13 protein-coding genes and 1 pseudogene are annotated in these 13,581 nt (G+C 65.2%); 6 read left to right on the top strand and 8 right to left on the bottom strand.

Translation table 11 applies throughout. The annotated features are described in order from the left end of the window. Nucleotides 1-36: 36 nt before the first annotated feature. Nucleotides 37-366, top strand: coding sequence for a hypothetical protein (locus ACTXG5_RS14955; RefSeq protein WP_445159560.1), 330 nt, complete (start codon nucleotides 37-39; stop codon nucleotides 364-366). Between the two features lie 7 nt (nucleotides 367-373). Here ACTXG5_RS14955 and ACTXG5_RS14950 read toward each other — a convergent pair whose 3' ends face one another. The 5 genes from ACTXG5_RS14950 to ACTXG5_RS14930 all read right to left on the bottom strand — a co-directional run bounded on the left by ACTXG5_RS14950 (nucleotide 374) and on the right by ACTXG5_RS14930 (nucleotide 4,695). Further along, complete coding sequence (locus tag ACTXG5_RS14950) at nucleotides 374-1,438, bottom strand: sulfate/molybdate ABC transporter ATP-binding protein (protein ID WP_445159559.1); 1,065 nt, start codon at nucleotides 1,436-1,438, stop codon at nucleotides 374-376. Nucleotides 1,439-1,453: 15 nt separating this feature from the next. Next, complete coding sequence (gene cysW / locus ACTXG5_RS14945; protein ID WP_445159558.1) at nucleotides 1,454-2,272, bottom strand: sulfate ABC transporter permease subunit CysW; 819 nt, start codon at nucleotides 2,270-2,272, stop codon at nucleotides 1,454-1,456. Then, nucleotides 2,269-3,135, bottom strand: a complete 867-nt coding sequence (gene cysT, locus ACTXG5_RS14940; RefSeq protein WP_445159557.1) for a sulfate ABC transporter permease subunit CysT — start codon at nucleotides 3,133-3,135, stop codon at nucleotides 2,269-2,271. Before cysT ends, cysW begins: the two co-directional genes overlap by 4 nt. Continuing rightward, complete coding sequence (locus tag ACTXG5_RS14935; protein WP_445159556.1) at nucleotides 3,132-4,169, bottom strand: sulfate ABC transporter substrate-binding protein; 1,038 nt, start codon at nucleotides 4,167-4,169, stop codon at nucleotides 3,132-3,134. The genes cysT and ACTXG5_RS14935 overlap by 4 nt, the downstream gene beginning before the upstream one ends. Before the next feature lie 322 nt (nucleotides 4,170-4,491). Continuing rightward, nucleotides 4,492-4,695: a hypothetical protein gene (locus tag ACTXG5_RS14930; RefSeq protein ID WP_445159555.1), complete on the bottom strand. Its 204-nt coding sequence runs from the start codon at nucleotides 4,693-4,695 to the stop codon at nucleotides 4,492-4,494. A gap of 46 nt (nucleotides 4,696-4,741) precedes the next feature. Here ACTXG5_RS14930 and ACTXG5_RS14925 point away from each other — a divergent pair, with 46 nt between their 5' ends. The 3 genes from ACTXG5_RS14925 (at nucleotide 4,742) to ACTXG5_RS14915 (ending at nucleotide 8,743) form a co-directional block, all read left to right on the top strand. Continuing rightward, the gene (locus ACTXG5_RS14925; RefSeq protein ID WP_445159554.1) at nucleotides 4,742-5,971 is read left to right on the top strand and encodes an FAD-dependent oxidoreductase; all 1,230 of its coding nucleotides are present in this window, start codon (nucleotides 4,742-4,744) and stop codon (nucleotides 5,969-5,971) included. Between the two features lie 71 nt (nucleotides 5,972-6,042). Further along, complete coding sequence (locus ACTXG5_RS14920; RefSeq protein ID WP_445159553.1) at nucleotides 6,043-8,082, top strand: glycoside hydrolase family 15 protein; 2,040 nt, start codon at nucleotides 6,043-6,045, stop codon at nucleotides 8,080-8,082. Between the two features lie 85 nt (nucleotides 8,083-8,167). Beyond that, the gene (locus tag ACTXG5_RS14915; protein ID WP_445159552.1) at nucleotides 8,168-8,743 is read left to right on the top strand and encodes a PepSY domain-containing protein; all 576 of its coding nucleotides are present in this window, start codon (nucleotides 8,168-8,170) and stop codon (nucleotides 8,741-8,743) included. A 5-nt stretch (nucleotides 8,744-8,748) separates the two neighbouring features. Here ACTXG5_RS14915 and ACTXG5_RS14910 read toward each other — a convergent pair whose 3' ends face one another. After that, nucleotides 8,749-9,495, bottom strand: coding sequence for a sensor domain-containing protein (locus ACTXG5_RS14910; protein ID WP_445159551.1), 747 nt, complete (start codon nucleotides 9,493-9,495; stop codon nucleotides 8,749-8,751). Next, a pseudogene (lepA, locus tag ACTXG5_RS14905) lies at nucleotides 9,492-11,434 on the bottom strand (translation elongation factor 4). The gene ACTXG5_RS14910 and the pseudogene lepA overlap by 4 nt, the downstream one beginning before the upstream one ends. Nucleotides 11,435-11,466: 32 nt before the next feature. Here lepA and ACTXG5_RS14900 point away from each other — a divergent pair. Further along, on the top strand, nucleotides 11,467-12,069 hold the full coding sequence (locus ACTXG5_RS14900; RefSeq protein ID WP_445159550.1) for a type II toxin-antitoxin system PemK/MazF family toxin: 603 nt from the start codon (nucleotides 11,467-11,469) through the stop codon (nucleotides 12,067-12,069). 16 nt (nucleotides 12,070-12,085) lie between these two features. Here ACTXG5_RS14900 and ACTXG5_RS14895 read toward each other — a convergent pair whose 3' ends face one another. Further along, a complete protein-coding gene (locus ACTXG5_RS14895; RefSeq protein WP_445159549.1) occupies nucleotides 12,086-12,514 on the bottom strand; it encodes a CBS domain-containing protein in 429 nt (142 codons plus the stop codon). A 200-nt stretch (nucleotides 12,515-12,714) separates the two neighbouring features. Here ACTXG5_RS14895 and ACTXG5_RS14890 point away from each other — a divergent pair, with 200 nt between their 5' ends. Next, the gene (locus tag ACTXG5_RS14890; protein WP_445159548.1) at nucleotides 12,715-13,557 is read left to right on the top strand and encodes a ribonuclease Z; all 843 of its coding nucleotides are present in this window, start codon (nucleotides 12,715-12,717) and stop codon (nucleotides 13,555-13,557) included. Nucleotides 13,558-13,581 lie beyond the last annotated feature (24 nt).

Here is a 13,581-nt window from a genome sequence, read left to right as displayed (position 1 = left end):
AGTACGTCAGAGCGCTCGCGCCATTAGCATGGCGCAATGGGCGATCACGACGCGCACCGGCTTGCCGAGAAATTGGCTGCGCTGCCCCACTATCATGTCGTCGTCCAAAACCGGAACAACGAGGTCGTCTACAGCGACGGCTTCACCTGGCCCGGCGCGGAAGGTTTTGCTGCAGACCTGATTTCACCGCCGCCGGGTGCCCCGATACCGGAAGTGGAACTCGAAGCGGTGTGGATTTTTGAAGGCGATCCACACCGGTGCCCATTCGCCCACGGCGATGGCGCCGCTGCCGTTGACGAAGAGATGGTCGTCGGCTACCTCGAGCGGCTAACCCAGCAGCCGCCCTACTGGTCGGCGCTGCGATAAGTACGGATTACGCCGACGTCAGCGTGCTCTGATCTTCGTCAGCGCCGGGCGGCGAAGCGATGATGGGCGGCACGCGGGTGGCGCGCACGTAGACGGTGTCCCCCTCCCTCAAGGCCAGAGCCTCGGCGTCGCCCCGGGTGATTTGGGCGATGAAACTGCCGCCGGTGGCGGCATTAGTCAACTCGATGCGCACCTCGAAACCCAGTGCCACCACCCGGTCCACGACGGCGCGCACCACCCCGATCGCCTCGGCGGTGCCGTCACCGCCGGCGATCGCCATCTTGGGATTGCGGCCGACCCGGATGTCATGGGGGCGAACTAAATTGCCGTTCAGCGTCGAGACCGCGCCCAGGAAGGACATCACGAACGCGTTCGCGGGAGCGTCGTAAACCTCGGTCGGAGACCCGACCTGCTCGATGCGGCCCCTGTTGAGTACGGCGATCCGATCGGCGACATCGAGCGCCTCGGACTGATCGTGGGTGACCAGCACGGTGGTGACGTGCACCTCATCGTGTAAGCGCCGTAACCAGGCCCGCAGATCCTCGCGGACCTTGGCGTCCAGCGCGCCGAACGGCTCGTCGAGCAATAACACTTGGGGGTCGACGGCCAGTGCCCGCGCCAGCGCCATCCGCTGTCGCTGACCGCCGGAGAGCTGGTTGGGGTAGCGACCCTGAAACCCGCTGAGGCCCACGACCTCCAGTAGGTTGTCGACCTTCTCCTTGACCTCCGCCTTGGGGCGCTTGCGGATCTTCAATCCGTAGGCCACATTGTCGCGCACGGTCATGTGCTTGAACGCGGCGTAATGCTGGAACACGAATCCGATGCCACGCCGCTGCGGAGGCACCCGAGTGACGTCACGACCATTGATCGTGACCGTCCCGGTGTCGGGCTGGTCGAGACCTGCGATGGTGCGCAGCAGGGTCGACTTGCCCGAACCGCTGGGGCCAAGCAATGCCGTCAGCGAGCCGGTGGGAACCACGAAGTCGACATGATCCAATGCGACGAAATCGCCATAGCGTTTGTTGGCGTCGCGCACGGTGATCGCGTGGTCGCCGGTTTTGACGTCGGTCATCTCCGCTTCTCCTTGTCAGGCCTTGCTCGCGGCTCGTGCCCGGCGGGCATCGAGAATCACCTGGACGATGAGCACGGCCACGGCAACGCCCATCAGCAATGTCGACAACGCGTAGGCGCCGTATTCGGCCCCTCGGTTGTAGCGGTCGGAAACCAGCAGCGTCAGTGTTTGCGACTTCCCCGGAAGATTGGACGACACGATGATCACCGCGCCGTATTCGCCGAGCGTGCGGGCGATGGTCAGCACGATGCCGTAGGTCAGGCCCCACCGGATGGACGGCAGCGTGATCCGCCAAAAGGTCTGCCACCAACTGGAACCCAGGGTCGCCGCCGCTTCTTCCTGGTCGGTTCCCAGCTCGTGTAGCACTGGCTCGACCTCGCGCACCACGAACGGCAACGTGACGAAGATGCTGGCGAGCACTATGCCGGGCAGGCCGAAGATGATCTTGAAACCCAGGTCCCGTTCCACAAAGCCCAGTGCGCCGGCCGACCCCCACAGCACGATCAACGCAACGCCCACAATGACGGGCGAGACGGCGAACGGCAGGTCGATGACCGCCTGCAGCACACCCTTACCGCGGAATCTGTTGCGCGCCAAAACAAGTGCCGTGGGAATGCCGAAGACGACGTTCAGTGGCACCACAATGGCCACCACCAGCAGTGACAAGTCGAGCGCCGCTATCGCCGCGGGGGTACTGATCCAGTCGATGAACTGACCGAAACCGGGGGCAAAGGTCCGCCACAGGATCAACGCCACCGGGATGATCAGCAACACCAGGATGTAGGCCAACGCCACATACCGACTGACGTAACGAATCCAGCGCGACGATGTCATAGCGCCCGCTCCTGACGCCGAGCAGCGCGCGCGCCAACCAGGCGCAAGGCGAACAACACGAAAAACGAGATCAACAGCAACACAATGGATATCGCGGCCGCACCGGTGCGGTCGTCGTTCTCGATCAACGTGCGTATCCACTGCGACGAGACTTCAGTCTTGCCCGGCACAGCGCCGCCGATCAGCACCACCGAACCGAACTCGCCGATAGCCCGCGAAAACGCCAGGCCGGCACCGGACAACAACGACGGCAGCAGCGACGGCAGCACCACCGAGGTGAAGACCTTCGATCCGCGGGCACCCAGCGACGCCGCGGCCTCCTCGGTCTCCCGATCGATTTCCAGCAGCACCGGTTGCACGGCACGCACCACGAACGGCAACGTCACGAACGCCAGCGCCACCGCCACACCCCACGCGGTGTGCTGCAGATGAAGGCCGACCGGACTGTTGTTCCCGTACAGCGCCAGCATGACCAGGCTGGCCACGATGGTCGGCAACGCGAACGGCAAGTCGATGATCGTGTCGACGAGGCGTTTACCGGGGAAGTTGTCACGCACCAGCACCCAGGCGATCAGCAGTCCGAATACCAGGTTGATCACGGTGACCCCGGCCGAAATGGTGAACGTCACCCGAAACGACTCCACCGCGGCGTGCGATGTCACGGATACCCAGAAGGCCTGCCAACCACCACCGGCGGCCTGCCACACGATGGCAGCCAGCGGCAGCAGCACGATCACCGAAAGCCACAGCGTCGCCACCCCGACGCGCAGCGACGTGTTACCGCCAGGTCTGTACGACCGCGCGGTAACGCCGCCGGGCTCAGGCCGAATCGCCTCCGGCTCCGGGGTTGTCGTCACGGTCATCCGGTGGCCTTCGTATAGATCTTGGTGATGCTGCCATTGCTCTTGTCGAAGAGCTGCGGATCCACCGTGGCCCAGCCACCCAGGTCGGCGATCGTCCAGAGTTTCGGCGGCACCGGGAACTGGTCCCGGAAATCGGCGGCGACGGCCGGGTCAACCGGCCGAAAACCGGCCTGCGCCCACACCTTCTGCGCCGCGGCGGTGTACTGAAAGTTCTTGAATGCGGTCGCGGCTTCCAGGTGCGGGCTGGTCGTCACCAGCGCCACCGGGTTTTCTATCTTGAAGGTCTGGGGCGGGATGACGTGTTCTACCGGTTTACCCGCCCGCTCCGTGCCGATGGCCTCGTTTTCGTAACTGATCAACACGTCGCCGCTGCCTTGGACGAAAACATCGGTGGCTTCCCGTCCGGACCCGGGACGCAGCTTGACGTGTTCGCGCACCAACTTGCCGATAAAGTCAATTCCCGCTTGGTCATTCCTGCCGCCGTCGCTTTTCGCGGCATACGGGGCCAGCAGATTCCACTTCGCCGAACCCGAACTCAACGGGCTGGGCGTGATGACCTCCACGCCCGGCCGGAGCAGGTCATCCCAATCCTTGATGTTCTTCGGATTCCCCTTGCGCACCACCAACGACACCACCGACCCGAACGGGATGCCCTTGGTGGCGTCGGTGTTCCAGTCCTTGGAAACCTTGCCCGCCTTGACCAGTCGAGTGATATCGGGTTCGACCGAGAAGTTCACCACATCGGCCGGCTTCCCGTCGGCGACCCCGCGTGATTGGTCGCCCGAGGCTCCGTACGAGGTGATCACCTGTACGCTCTTGCCCTCATCGGAGGCGTTGAAGGCGGGAATCACCTTGCTCCAGCCCGGTTCTGGGACCGAGTAGGCGACCAGGGTGATGGTGGTGTGCGCATTGGCCAACCCGCCGCCGCCAACAACGTCACTGGGGCCGCCGCCACAGGCCCCGACCACACCGACGATCAGTGCGAGCGCGACGAGAGGCCGCCAGCGCGACGCGCTGTCGTTGTCGTTATGCATTGACGGCCTTCCAGTGCGGGCTTACGGATATCGGTCCCGTTGCTGCGGAAAGGCACTGAAGACATTGGGGGAATTCGCGAACTCCCTACCAGACCGCGCGCGGGTGGTAGTCAGCGACAACAGTGCACGAAGACATCACATTCCGGGGCATCGGATGTCACGTGCATGGCGCGAAGCCTAACAGGAATTCGCTGGCCCGCCACCGGGCCGGGTCTGCACACAAGTCGGCGCGCGCCGCCTCAGTGCGTCACGAGCCACGCCACGATCACCAACACCACGAGCGTGACAAGAATCAACGTCACGTGCGACCGAGGCATGCGGGTTACCTGGGCGTCCCGTCGATCTCGCGGGCGCGGCGCATCAACTCGATGCTCTTACTGAGTACGGCGTCCAGCAACACCGCCGTGAGGTAGGCCACCGCCAGCACGACGGGCATCACCACCATGGCCTGCAGCACGAACGGAAGGCCGGAAATCCACAGCTCGTTGCCGTCCCACCAGTTGAGGAACCCGTTCACCGGGCCCACACTATTCGCCCCGACACTGGAAACACCAATGTGTCAAGATCGGCGGATGCCTTCCGCATCCGAGGAAACCACCTGTGTCATCGCCGGCGGCGGCCCGGCCGGCATGGTGCTTGGCCTGCTCTTAGCGCGTGGCGGCGTCAGAGTCACGGTGATGGAAAAACACGCCGATTTCCTGCGTGACTTCCGGGGTGACACCGTGCACGCGAGCACCTTGCGCCTGCTTGACGAACTCGGCCTGGGGTCACAATTCGCACAGCTACCGCATCGTCGTCTCATCGACACCATGCAGATGCAGCTGCAGGGCCAGCCCGTGGATGTCGATTTGTCCCGCCTGCCGGGCGCTCATCAGCACATCGCCCTGGTTCCGCAGTGGGACTTCCTCGAGCTTTTGGCGACGGCCGCCGCAGCGGAACCCGGTTTCCAGTTGCTGCGCAGCACCGAGGTGACCGGCGTGGTGCGCGAGGGCGACCGCGTCGTCGGCGTCACCTACCGCGACCCGAGCGGCGAAACCAAGCAAATGCGCGCCGACCTGACGGTGGCCTGTGACGGCCGCGGGTCGACGGTGCGCTCGGCGGTTGGCCTCAAGACGCGCACGTTCGGCACCCCGATGGATATCTGGTGGTTCCGGTTGCCGCGCCACGCCGACGACCCGAGCGGACTTGCCGGCACCTTCGAGTCCGGCCACGGAATCATCCTGATCGACCGCGGCGACTACTACCAGATCGCGTCGGTCATCCCCAAGGGATCCGACGCGAAAATGCGTGCCGAGGGCATCGAATCGTTGCACCGCGTCATCGTGAGCCTGGTGCCCTGGCTCGCCGACCGGGTCGACACGTTGACCTCGTTCGACGACGTGAAACTGCTTGACGTGCAACTCAATCGGCTCCGCCGGTGGTACTCGGACGGCGTGCTGTGCATGGGTGATGCGGCACATGCGATGTCGCCGGTCGGCGGCGTCGGCATCAACCTGGCGGTCGCCGATGCGGTGGCCACCGCGCGCATACTGGCCGGTCCGCTGCTGGCCGGACGGGTATCGACGCGGCCGCTGGCCCGAGTCCAGGTGCGCCGGTGGATACCCACGGCGATTGTGCAGGGCCTGCAGCGGGTGATCCACAAGCAGGTGATTTCCAGCGTGGTGGCGGGACCCGACACCGGCCTGCCCCGCGGCGTGCAAGTGCTGACCGGGTTGCAGGCTTTCCGGCGACTCGTCGCCTACATCGTGGCGATCGGTCCGCTGTCCGAGCACGCGCCGAAGTTTGCCCGGCGGCACGGGTAGTTCGCCCACCCCCGCCGCAACCTGCGGCGAAAGCATGGACGCCGGGCGGGTCGACAGTTGATGATGTCGGCATGGTGTTGCACGCCCAACCCGCCGACCAACCCGCCAACGGCGCTGCCGAGGAGACGTCCGCGTCGGCTCCGCAACCGGTCCTGGCCTCGCCGCTCGATTTCAGCGCTCCCGCGCCGTTTACCTCCAGCGGGGCGCTGCGCAACCCGTTTCCGCCGATCGCCGACTACGCATTTCTGTCCGACTGGGAAACGACGTGCCTGATCTCCCCCGCCGGTTCGGTCGAGTGGATGTGTGTGCCCAGGCCGGACTCGGCGAGCGTGTTCGGCGCGATCCTGGACCGCAGCGCCGGTCACTTCCGGCTCGGCCCCTACGGCGTCTCGGTGCCCTCGGCCCGCCGCTACCTGCCCGGCAGCCTGATCATGGAAACCACGTGGCAGACCCACACCGGGTGGCTGATCGTGCGCGATGCGCTGGTGATGGGCCCCTGGCATGACATCGAGCGCCGATCCAGAACCCACCGCCGCACGCCGATGGACTGGGATGCCGAGCACATCCTGCTGCGCACGGTGCGCTGTGTCAGCGGCACCGTCGAGCTGATGATGAGCTGCGAACCTGCGTTCGATTACCACCGCATCGGGGCCAGCTGGGAGTACTCGGCCAACGCCTACAGCGAGGCGGTCGCTCAGGCCAGCAAGCAACCAGAGGACCATCCGCAACTGCGCCTGACCAGCAACCTGAATATCGGGCTGGAGGGTCGCGAAGCGCGGGCGCGCACCCGGATGAAGGAGGGCGACGACGTCTTCGTCGCGCTCAGCTGGACCAAGCACCCGGCGCCGCAGACCTTTGAAGAGGCCGCCGACAAGATGTGGCAAACCACCGAGTGCTGGCGTCAGTGGATCAACATCGGCAACTTCCCGGACCATCCGTGGCGGGCCTATCTGCAGCGCAGCGCGCTCACCCTGAAGGGGCTGACCTATTCGCCCACCGGCGCCCTGCTGGCGGCCAGCACCACCTCGCTGCCGGAAACGCCACGGGGCGAACGCAACTGGGACTACCGCTACGCCTGGATTCGGGACTCGACGTTCGCGTTGTGGGGGCTGTACACGCTGGGCCTGGATCGAGAGGCTGACGACTTCTTCGCGTTCATCGCCGACGTGTCCGGCGCCAACAACAACGAGCGTCATCCGCTGCAGGTGATGTACGGCGTCGGTGGCGAGCGCAGCTTGGTCGAAGAGGAACTGAACCATCTTTCCGGCTATGACCACGCGCGCCCGGTGCGGATCGGCAACGGCGCCTACGACCAGATCCAGCATGACATTTGGGGCTCGATCCTGGATTCCTTCTACCTGCATGCCAAGTCGCGCGAACAAGTCCCGGAAACCTTGTGGCCGGTGCTGAAGAAACAGGTCGAAGAGGCGATCGCGCACTGGCGAGAGCCCGACCGCGGCATCTGGGAGGTGCGCGGGGAGCCGCAGCACTTCACGTCGTCGAAGGTGATGTGCTGGGTGGCGCTGGACCGCGGGTCCAAACTGGCCGAACGGCAGGGCGAGAAGAGCTATGCCCAGCAGTGGCGGGCCATCGCCGAGGAGATCAAAGCCGACATCCTCAAGAACGGCGTGGACTCGCGCGGTGTGTTCACCCAGCGCTACGGCAGCGACGCTCTGGACGCCTCGCTGCTGCTGGTGGTGCTGACGCGATTCCTGCCGCCCGATGACCCACGGGTGCGCAACACGGTGCTGGCGATCGCCAACGAACTCACCGAGGAAGGCCTGGTGCTGCGCTACCGGGTCGAGCAGACCGACGACGGGCTGTCCGGCGAGGAAGGCACGTTCACCATTTGCTCGTTCTGGCTGGTGTCGGCGCTGGTCGAAATCGGTGAGGTGGCGCGGGCCAAGCGGCTGTGTGAGCGGCTGCTGTCCTACGCCAGCCCGTTGCACCTCTACGCCGAGGAGATCGAGCCGCGCACCGGCCGGCACCTGGGCAACTTCCCGCAGGCGTTCACCCATCTGGCGCTGATCAACGCGGTAGTCCACGTGATCCGCGCCGAGGAGGAGTCCGACGGCTCCGGGATGTTCCAGCCCGCCAACGCACCCATGTGAGATTCGCCGACTTGCGCGAACAAGCGTCGCTGCAACGGAAAGCGTTACACTGCATGGTAATTCACTCGACACGATGAGCGGGGCGATGAGAACAGCGACAAGAACTGTGGCGTTGGTGTGCGTGACCGTCGCGTGGCTGGCCGGGTGCGGTCGCAGCGGCGACTCGACCGCGACATCAACCACCACGTCAACCACGCCGCATGCCACCTGGACCCGTCCGGCCGCACCGCCGGACCCGCAGACGTTGTTACACGCCGGATCCGTTGCGGTGGCGGCGGTGCCGAACGGCAAGCTGACCTTGATCAGATCCCAAGACACCGGATCATGGCGCGTCCTGGTTTCCACTCCGGACGGGACGAACCAGTCCATGGACGTGTCCTCCGACGGTGTCACGCTGATGGTCGGGCCGACCCCGACGAACGAAAGTGACGCGGACAAAGCCCAAAACCGCGCCCGCGTACAGGCCGCGCGGGTGGACTACCGGGCGGCGGCGGAAAAGATTCTGGCCACCATCGCCGGCGCGTCGATCAGCGAGCTGAGCCTCGGCGACAGCAACGGCAGCACCGTGTGGCAAGCCGTTGCCTGGGATAGCTACATCGTCGAGCACAAGGTCACGATCGATGCGGTGTCCGGAGACGTGATCGCCAACAAGCAGGTGTAGCGGCGTCAGCTCAGCGCGCTGACCTTGTCCATCATGGCGTGCGCGATGTCGACGGCGCTGGTCTTGGCAGACGGCTGGTCCGTCAGGTCGCTGCTGCCGACAAACGCGACCTCGACCTCGACCAGGCAGTTGCGCCGCACACCAACGGCACGAACTTCCGGGACAGCGTGCAGAGTCGACTGCTCGCCGGTATCTTTCGAAACGCTCGCCGCGACAACGGAATCCTTGACGCGGGCTTCCGTGATGGCGTTCTCGACGAAACTACTGGACGGCGCGGTCAACGTTTTGCCATCGCATTGCTTCCACTGCTCGGCGAACCTCACAAACAACGCGTTGGCGTCCGCGATCGTGGACACCGCGACGACGCTCTCGGCGACGTCAATCGCTGTTGCCGAGGATCCTTGCTGCTGCCAAAACTCAATTGCGACGTTTTTTACCTTGGCGGACTGGTAGACACTCTTCTGCGTCATGTAGACGACGCCTACGCACTCGGCGGGTGCAGCCGACGGATAGTCGTCTTGCAATATCTCGGCGCCGCCGAAGACTGGCGGAATTTGGGAGACGGCCTGGAAGGATCTGTCGAGAAGCTTCGACAGGGCAGCGTCATCCAGCAGTACTTGATTGACCGTCGAACCCGTCACCGGATGAGGCACCAGACTCGGCGCCGGGGCTGCCTTGCCGCCGGTGGTTGCCGTGCACCCGGTTGCCAGCAAGACAGCGACCAGCGGGGCCACCCGGCACCACCGGCTCATTTCTTGCCCTTGTCCCCCGCAGCGTCGCTGGACAGCGCGGCGACAAACGCCTCCTGTGGAACCTCTACCCGCCCAATGGTTTTCATCCGCTTCTTGCCTTCCTTCTGCTTTTCCAGAAGTTTGCGTTTGCGGGTGATGTCGCCGCCGTAACACTTTGACAGCACGTCCTTGCGAATCGCGCGGATGTTCTCGCGCGCAATGATTTTCGATCCGATGGCGGCCTGTATCGGCACCTCGAACTGCTGACGCGGGATCAGCTCCTTGAGCTTGGTGGTCATCTTGTTGCCGTAGGCCGACGCCCCGTCTTTGTGCACGATCGCGGAGAATGCGTCGACGGCCTCACCCTGCAGCAGAATGTCGACCTTCACCAGCTCGCCCTCCTGCTCGCCCGCCTCTTCGTAGTCGAGGCTTGCATAGCCACGGGTACGCGACTTCAGGGCGTCAAAGAAGTCAAAGATGATCTCGCCCAACGGCATCGTGTAGCGCAGCTCGACCCGCTCCGGCGACAGGTAGTCCATGCCGCCGAGTTCACCGCGCCGCGACTGGCACAGCTCCATGATGGTTCCGATGAACTCGCTCGGTGCGATGATGGTGGTCTTCACGACGGGCTCGTAGACCGTGCGGATTTTGCCCTCGGGCCAGTCCGACGGGTTGGTGACCACCATTTCGGTGTTGTCCTCTTTTTCCACCCGGTACACGACGTTGGGCGAGGTCGAGATCAGGTCCAAATCGAATTCGCGCTCCAGGCGCTCACGGGTGATCTCCATGTGCAGCAGGCCCAGGAAGCCGCACCGGAACCCGAAGCCCAGCGCCACCGAGGTCTCGGGTTCCCAGATCAGTGCCGCGTCGTTGAGCTGTAGCCGTTCCAACGCGTCGCGCAGGTTGGGATAGTCGGACCCGTCGACCGGATAGAGACCCGAATAGACCATCGGCTTGGGCTCGCGGTAGCCGGTCAGGGCCTCCGTCGCTCCGTTGCGTGCAGAGGTCACGGTGTCGCCGACCTTCGATTGCCGGACGTCCTTGACTCCGGTGATCAGATAGCCGACCTCGCCGACGCCGAGGCCCTGGGTGGCCTTGGGCTCGGGCGAGACGATGCCGACTTCCAGCAGTTCGTGCATGGTGCCGGTCGACATCATCTTGATTTTTTCGCGGGGGCTGAGCTTGCCGTCCATCACCCGGACATACGTCACCACGCCGCGGTAGATGTCGTAGACCGAGTCGAAGATCATCGCCCTGGCGGGCGCGTCGGCGTCACCGACGGGCGCGGGCACCAGGCGGACGACCTCGTCGAGCAGCTCGCGGACGCCCTCACCGGTCTTGCCGGACACCCGCAGCACGTCCCCCGGCTCGCAGCCGATGATGTGCGCGATCTCTCCCGCGTATCGGTCCGGGTCAGCAGCCGGCAGGTCGATCTTGTTGAGCACCGGAATGATCGTCAGGTCGCGATCCAGCGCCAGGTAGAGATTGGCCAGGGTTTGCGCCTCGATCCCCTGAGCGGCGTCGACCAGCAGCACCGCACCCTCGCAGGCCTCCAGCGCGCGGGACACCTCGTAGGTGAAGTCGACGTGGCCCGGCGTGTCGATCAGGTGCAAGACGTGTTCTTGATCGCCGACCTTCCAGGGCAGCCGAACATTCTGCGCCTTGATCGTGATCCCGCGCTCCCGCTCGATGTCCATCCGGTCCAGGTACTGCGCCCGCATGTCCCGGTCTGCGACGACGCCGGTGAGCTGGAGCATCCGGTCGGCCAGCGTGGACTTGCCGTGATCGATATGAGCGATGATGCAGAAGTTCCGAATCTGCGCCGGCGCGGTGAACGTCTTGTCGGCGAAACTGCTGATGGGAATCTCCTGGTCTGGGCGATGCCTGGGGAGCTGGAGCGGCGGTTCGCTGGTGTATCCAGCGTATCGATCCGGGGTGGCCGGGACTAATTGGACGCAATGGCGCCGTGCCGGTCGTGTCTAAACTGCGAACATGGCGTCTCCCCGGAAGTCGCAGTGGAAGACGTTCCAGCGGTTCGCCCAGAACGTCGTCGTCTACGGGGTTCCTCGGTTCGTCCAGCACGTGCAGACCGCGCAGGCCGTGATGCGCGAAATCGAACAAGTGGTGAAGGTCACCGCGAACGCGATGGGTTCCGGCGGCGAGTCGCAGCCGGGCGCGATCACCGAGGGCCGGCCGGTGACCAGCAGTAGCTTTCCCACCGCGCAGCGGGCCCGCAAACTCGTCTACGCCCCGGACCTCGACGGCCGGGCCGATCCCGGCGAGATCGTCTGGACGTGGGTGGTCTACGAGGACGATCCCACTCGCGGCAAAGACCGCCCCGTTCTCGTGGTGGGCCGTGACCGCAGCGTCCTGTTCGGGCTCATGCTGTCCAGCCAAGAGCATCACGCCTCCGACCCGGACTGGGTCGGGATCGGCGCGGGCGACTGGGATTACGAGCGCAGGCAAAGCTGGGTCCGGCTGGATCGGGTGCTAGACGTGCCCGAGGAGGGTATTCGCCGCGAGGGCGCGATCCTGGAACGCGAGATCTTCGATGTGGTGGCCGCCCGCCTGCGCTCCGACTACTCCTGGCGCTGACTGATCAGCCGGGCGATCAACCCTGCGTGATGTAGGAGTGCAGCTGCTGCTGCTCGGCCTCGAGTTCTTCCATGCGCGTCTTCACCACGTCACCGATGCTGACGATGCCGACCAGTTTCTTCCCGTCCAGTACCGGCACGTGGCGGACCCGGTTCTTGGTCATCAGCACGCTGATCGCGTCGACGGTGTCGGACTTCGTGCAGGTAGCAATCGTCGCCGTCATGATCGTGGAGATCGGGCGGGTGAGCGCGCTGGCGCCATGCGTGTGCAGTTGGCGCACGACATCGCGTTCGGACACGATGCCGACCACGCCGTCGGCGCCGACCACCACCATGGCGCCGATGTTTTGCTCGGCAAGGCCGGCGAGCAGTTCCCGAACCGTCGCGTCGGGGTTGATCGTCACTACCGCCGCACCCTTGTTACGCAAAACGTCCGCGATCCGCATCGAGCCTCCAGCTGGTTGTGATCTGCTTCACTCCAGGCTACGGCTAACTCGCGCGGCGGGAAAGGCAACGCGCAAACCGGCAACCGACCATCTACCAATACCTGCCGGTCCGCGGGTGAAACGCGTCGGCTGACTTCGGCCGATGTCTCGGATCGGTCGATTGGGCCCCGACGCGCCGATGCGTCTTGAAGGATGGGGTCATGATCGAGATCACCTTGCTGGGCACCGGCAGTCCCATCCCCGACCCGAACCGTGCGGGACCGGCGACGCTGGTGCGGGCCGGCGGGCAGGTGTTCCTGGTGGATTGCGGGCGTGGAGTTCTTCAGCGCGCGGCGGCCGTCGGCGTGGGCGCCGCCGGGTTGTCGGCATTGTTGCTGACCCATTTGCACAGCGACCACATCGGCGATCTGGGCGATCTGATCATCACTCGTTGGATCACCACGTTCGAGCCCGATCCCGCGCCGTTCCCGATCATCGGGCCGCCGGGCACCGCGGAGACGGTCGAGGCGATGCTGAAGGCGTTCGGCCACGACATCGGTTACCGGATCGCCCATCATGCCGATATCACCGGGCCGCCACTGATCGAGGTGCACGAATACACCGAGGGCCCGGTGTGGGACCGCGACGGCGTCTCGATTCGGGTGGCGCCGACCGACCATCGGCCGGTGGCGCCCACTATCGGGTTCCGGATCGACTCCGATGGCGCGTCGGTGGTGCTGGCCGGGGACACGGTGCCGTGCGCGGGCCTGGACGAGCTGGCGGCCGGGGCCGACGCCTTGGTGCACACGGTGATCCGCAGGGACATCGTCATGCAGATCCCGCAACAGCGGTTCCAGGACATCTGCGACTACCACTCGTCGGTCGAAGAAGCCGCGGCGACCGCGGCCCGCGCGGGGGTCGGCACTTTGGTCATGACGCACTATGTGCCGGCGCTGGTGCCCGGGCAAGAAGAACAGTGGCGGACACTGGCCGCCTCGCATTTCGGCGGGCGGATCGAGCTCGGCGACGACTTGCACCGGGTCGAAGTCCAGCCGCGCCCTTAGCCTTTCACTGCACTTGGCGTGCCG

Source organism: Mycobacterium sp. Dal123C01, assembly GCF_052566995.1.
This window is presented reverse-complemented; position numbering and strand designations above follow the sequence as displayed.

What these genes read in the sequence shown, in the direction of transcription:
- ACTXG5_RS14955 (WP_445159560.1), top strand. Translation starts at nt 37, where the DNA reads ATGGGCGATCACGACGCGCACCGGCTTGCCGAGAAATTGGCTGCGCTG.
- ACTXG5_RS14950 (WP_445159559.1), bottom strand. Translation starts at nt 1,438, where the DNA reads ATGACCGACGTCAAAACCGGCGACCACGCGATCACCGTGCGCGACGCC.
- cysW (WP_445159558.1), bottom strand. Translation starts at nt 2,272, where the DNA reads ATGACATCGTCGCGCTGGATTCGTTACGTCAGTCGGTATGTGGCGTTG.
- cysT (WP_445159557.1), bottom strand. Translation starts at nt 3,135, where the DNA reads ATGACCGTGACGACAACCCCGGAGCCGGAGGCGATTCGGCCTGAGCCC.
- ACTXG5_RS14935 (WP_445159556.1), bottom strand. Translation starts at nt 4,169, where the DNA reads ATGCATAACGACAACGACAGCGCGTCGCGCTGGCGGCCTCTCGTCGCG.
- ACTXG5_RS14925 (WP_445159554.1), top strand. Translation starts at nt 4,742, where the DNA reads ATGCCTTCCGCATCCGAGGAAACCACCTGTGTCATCGCCGGCGGCGGC.
- ACTXG5_RS14920 (WP_445159553.1), top strand. Translation starts at nt 6,043, where the DNA reads ATGGTGTTGCACGCCCAACCCGCCGACCAACCCGCCAACGGCGCTGCC.
- ACTXG5_RS14915 (WP_445159552.1), top strand. Translation starts at nt 8,168, where the DNA reads ATGAGAACAGCGACAAGAACTGTGGCGTTGGTGTGCGTGACCGTCGCG.
- ACTXG5_RS14910 (WP_445159551.1), bottom strand. Translation starts at nt 9,495, where the DNA reads ATGAGCCGGTGGTGCCGGGTGGCCCCGCTGGTCGCTGTCTTGCTGGCA.
- ACTXG5_RS14900 (WP_445159550.1), top strand. Translation starts at nt 11,467, where the DNA reads ATGGCGTCTCCCCGGAAGTCGCAGTGGAAGACGTTCCAGCGGTTCGCC.
- ACTXG5_RS14895 (WP_445159549.1), bottom strand. Translation starts at nt 12,514, where the DNA reads ATGCGGATCGCGGACGTTTTGCGTAACAAGGGTGCGGCGGTAGTGACG.
- ACTXG5_RS14890 (WP_445159548.1), top strand. Translation starts at nt 12,715, where the DNA reads ATGATCGAGATCACCTTGCTGGGCACCGGCAGTCCCATCCCCGACCCG.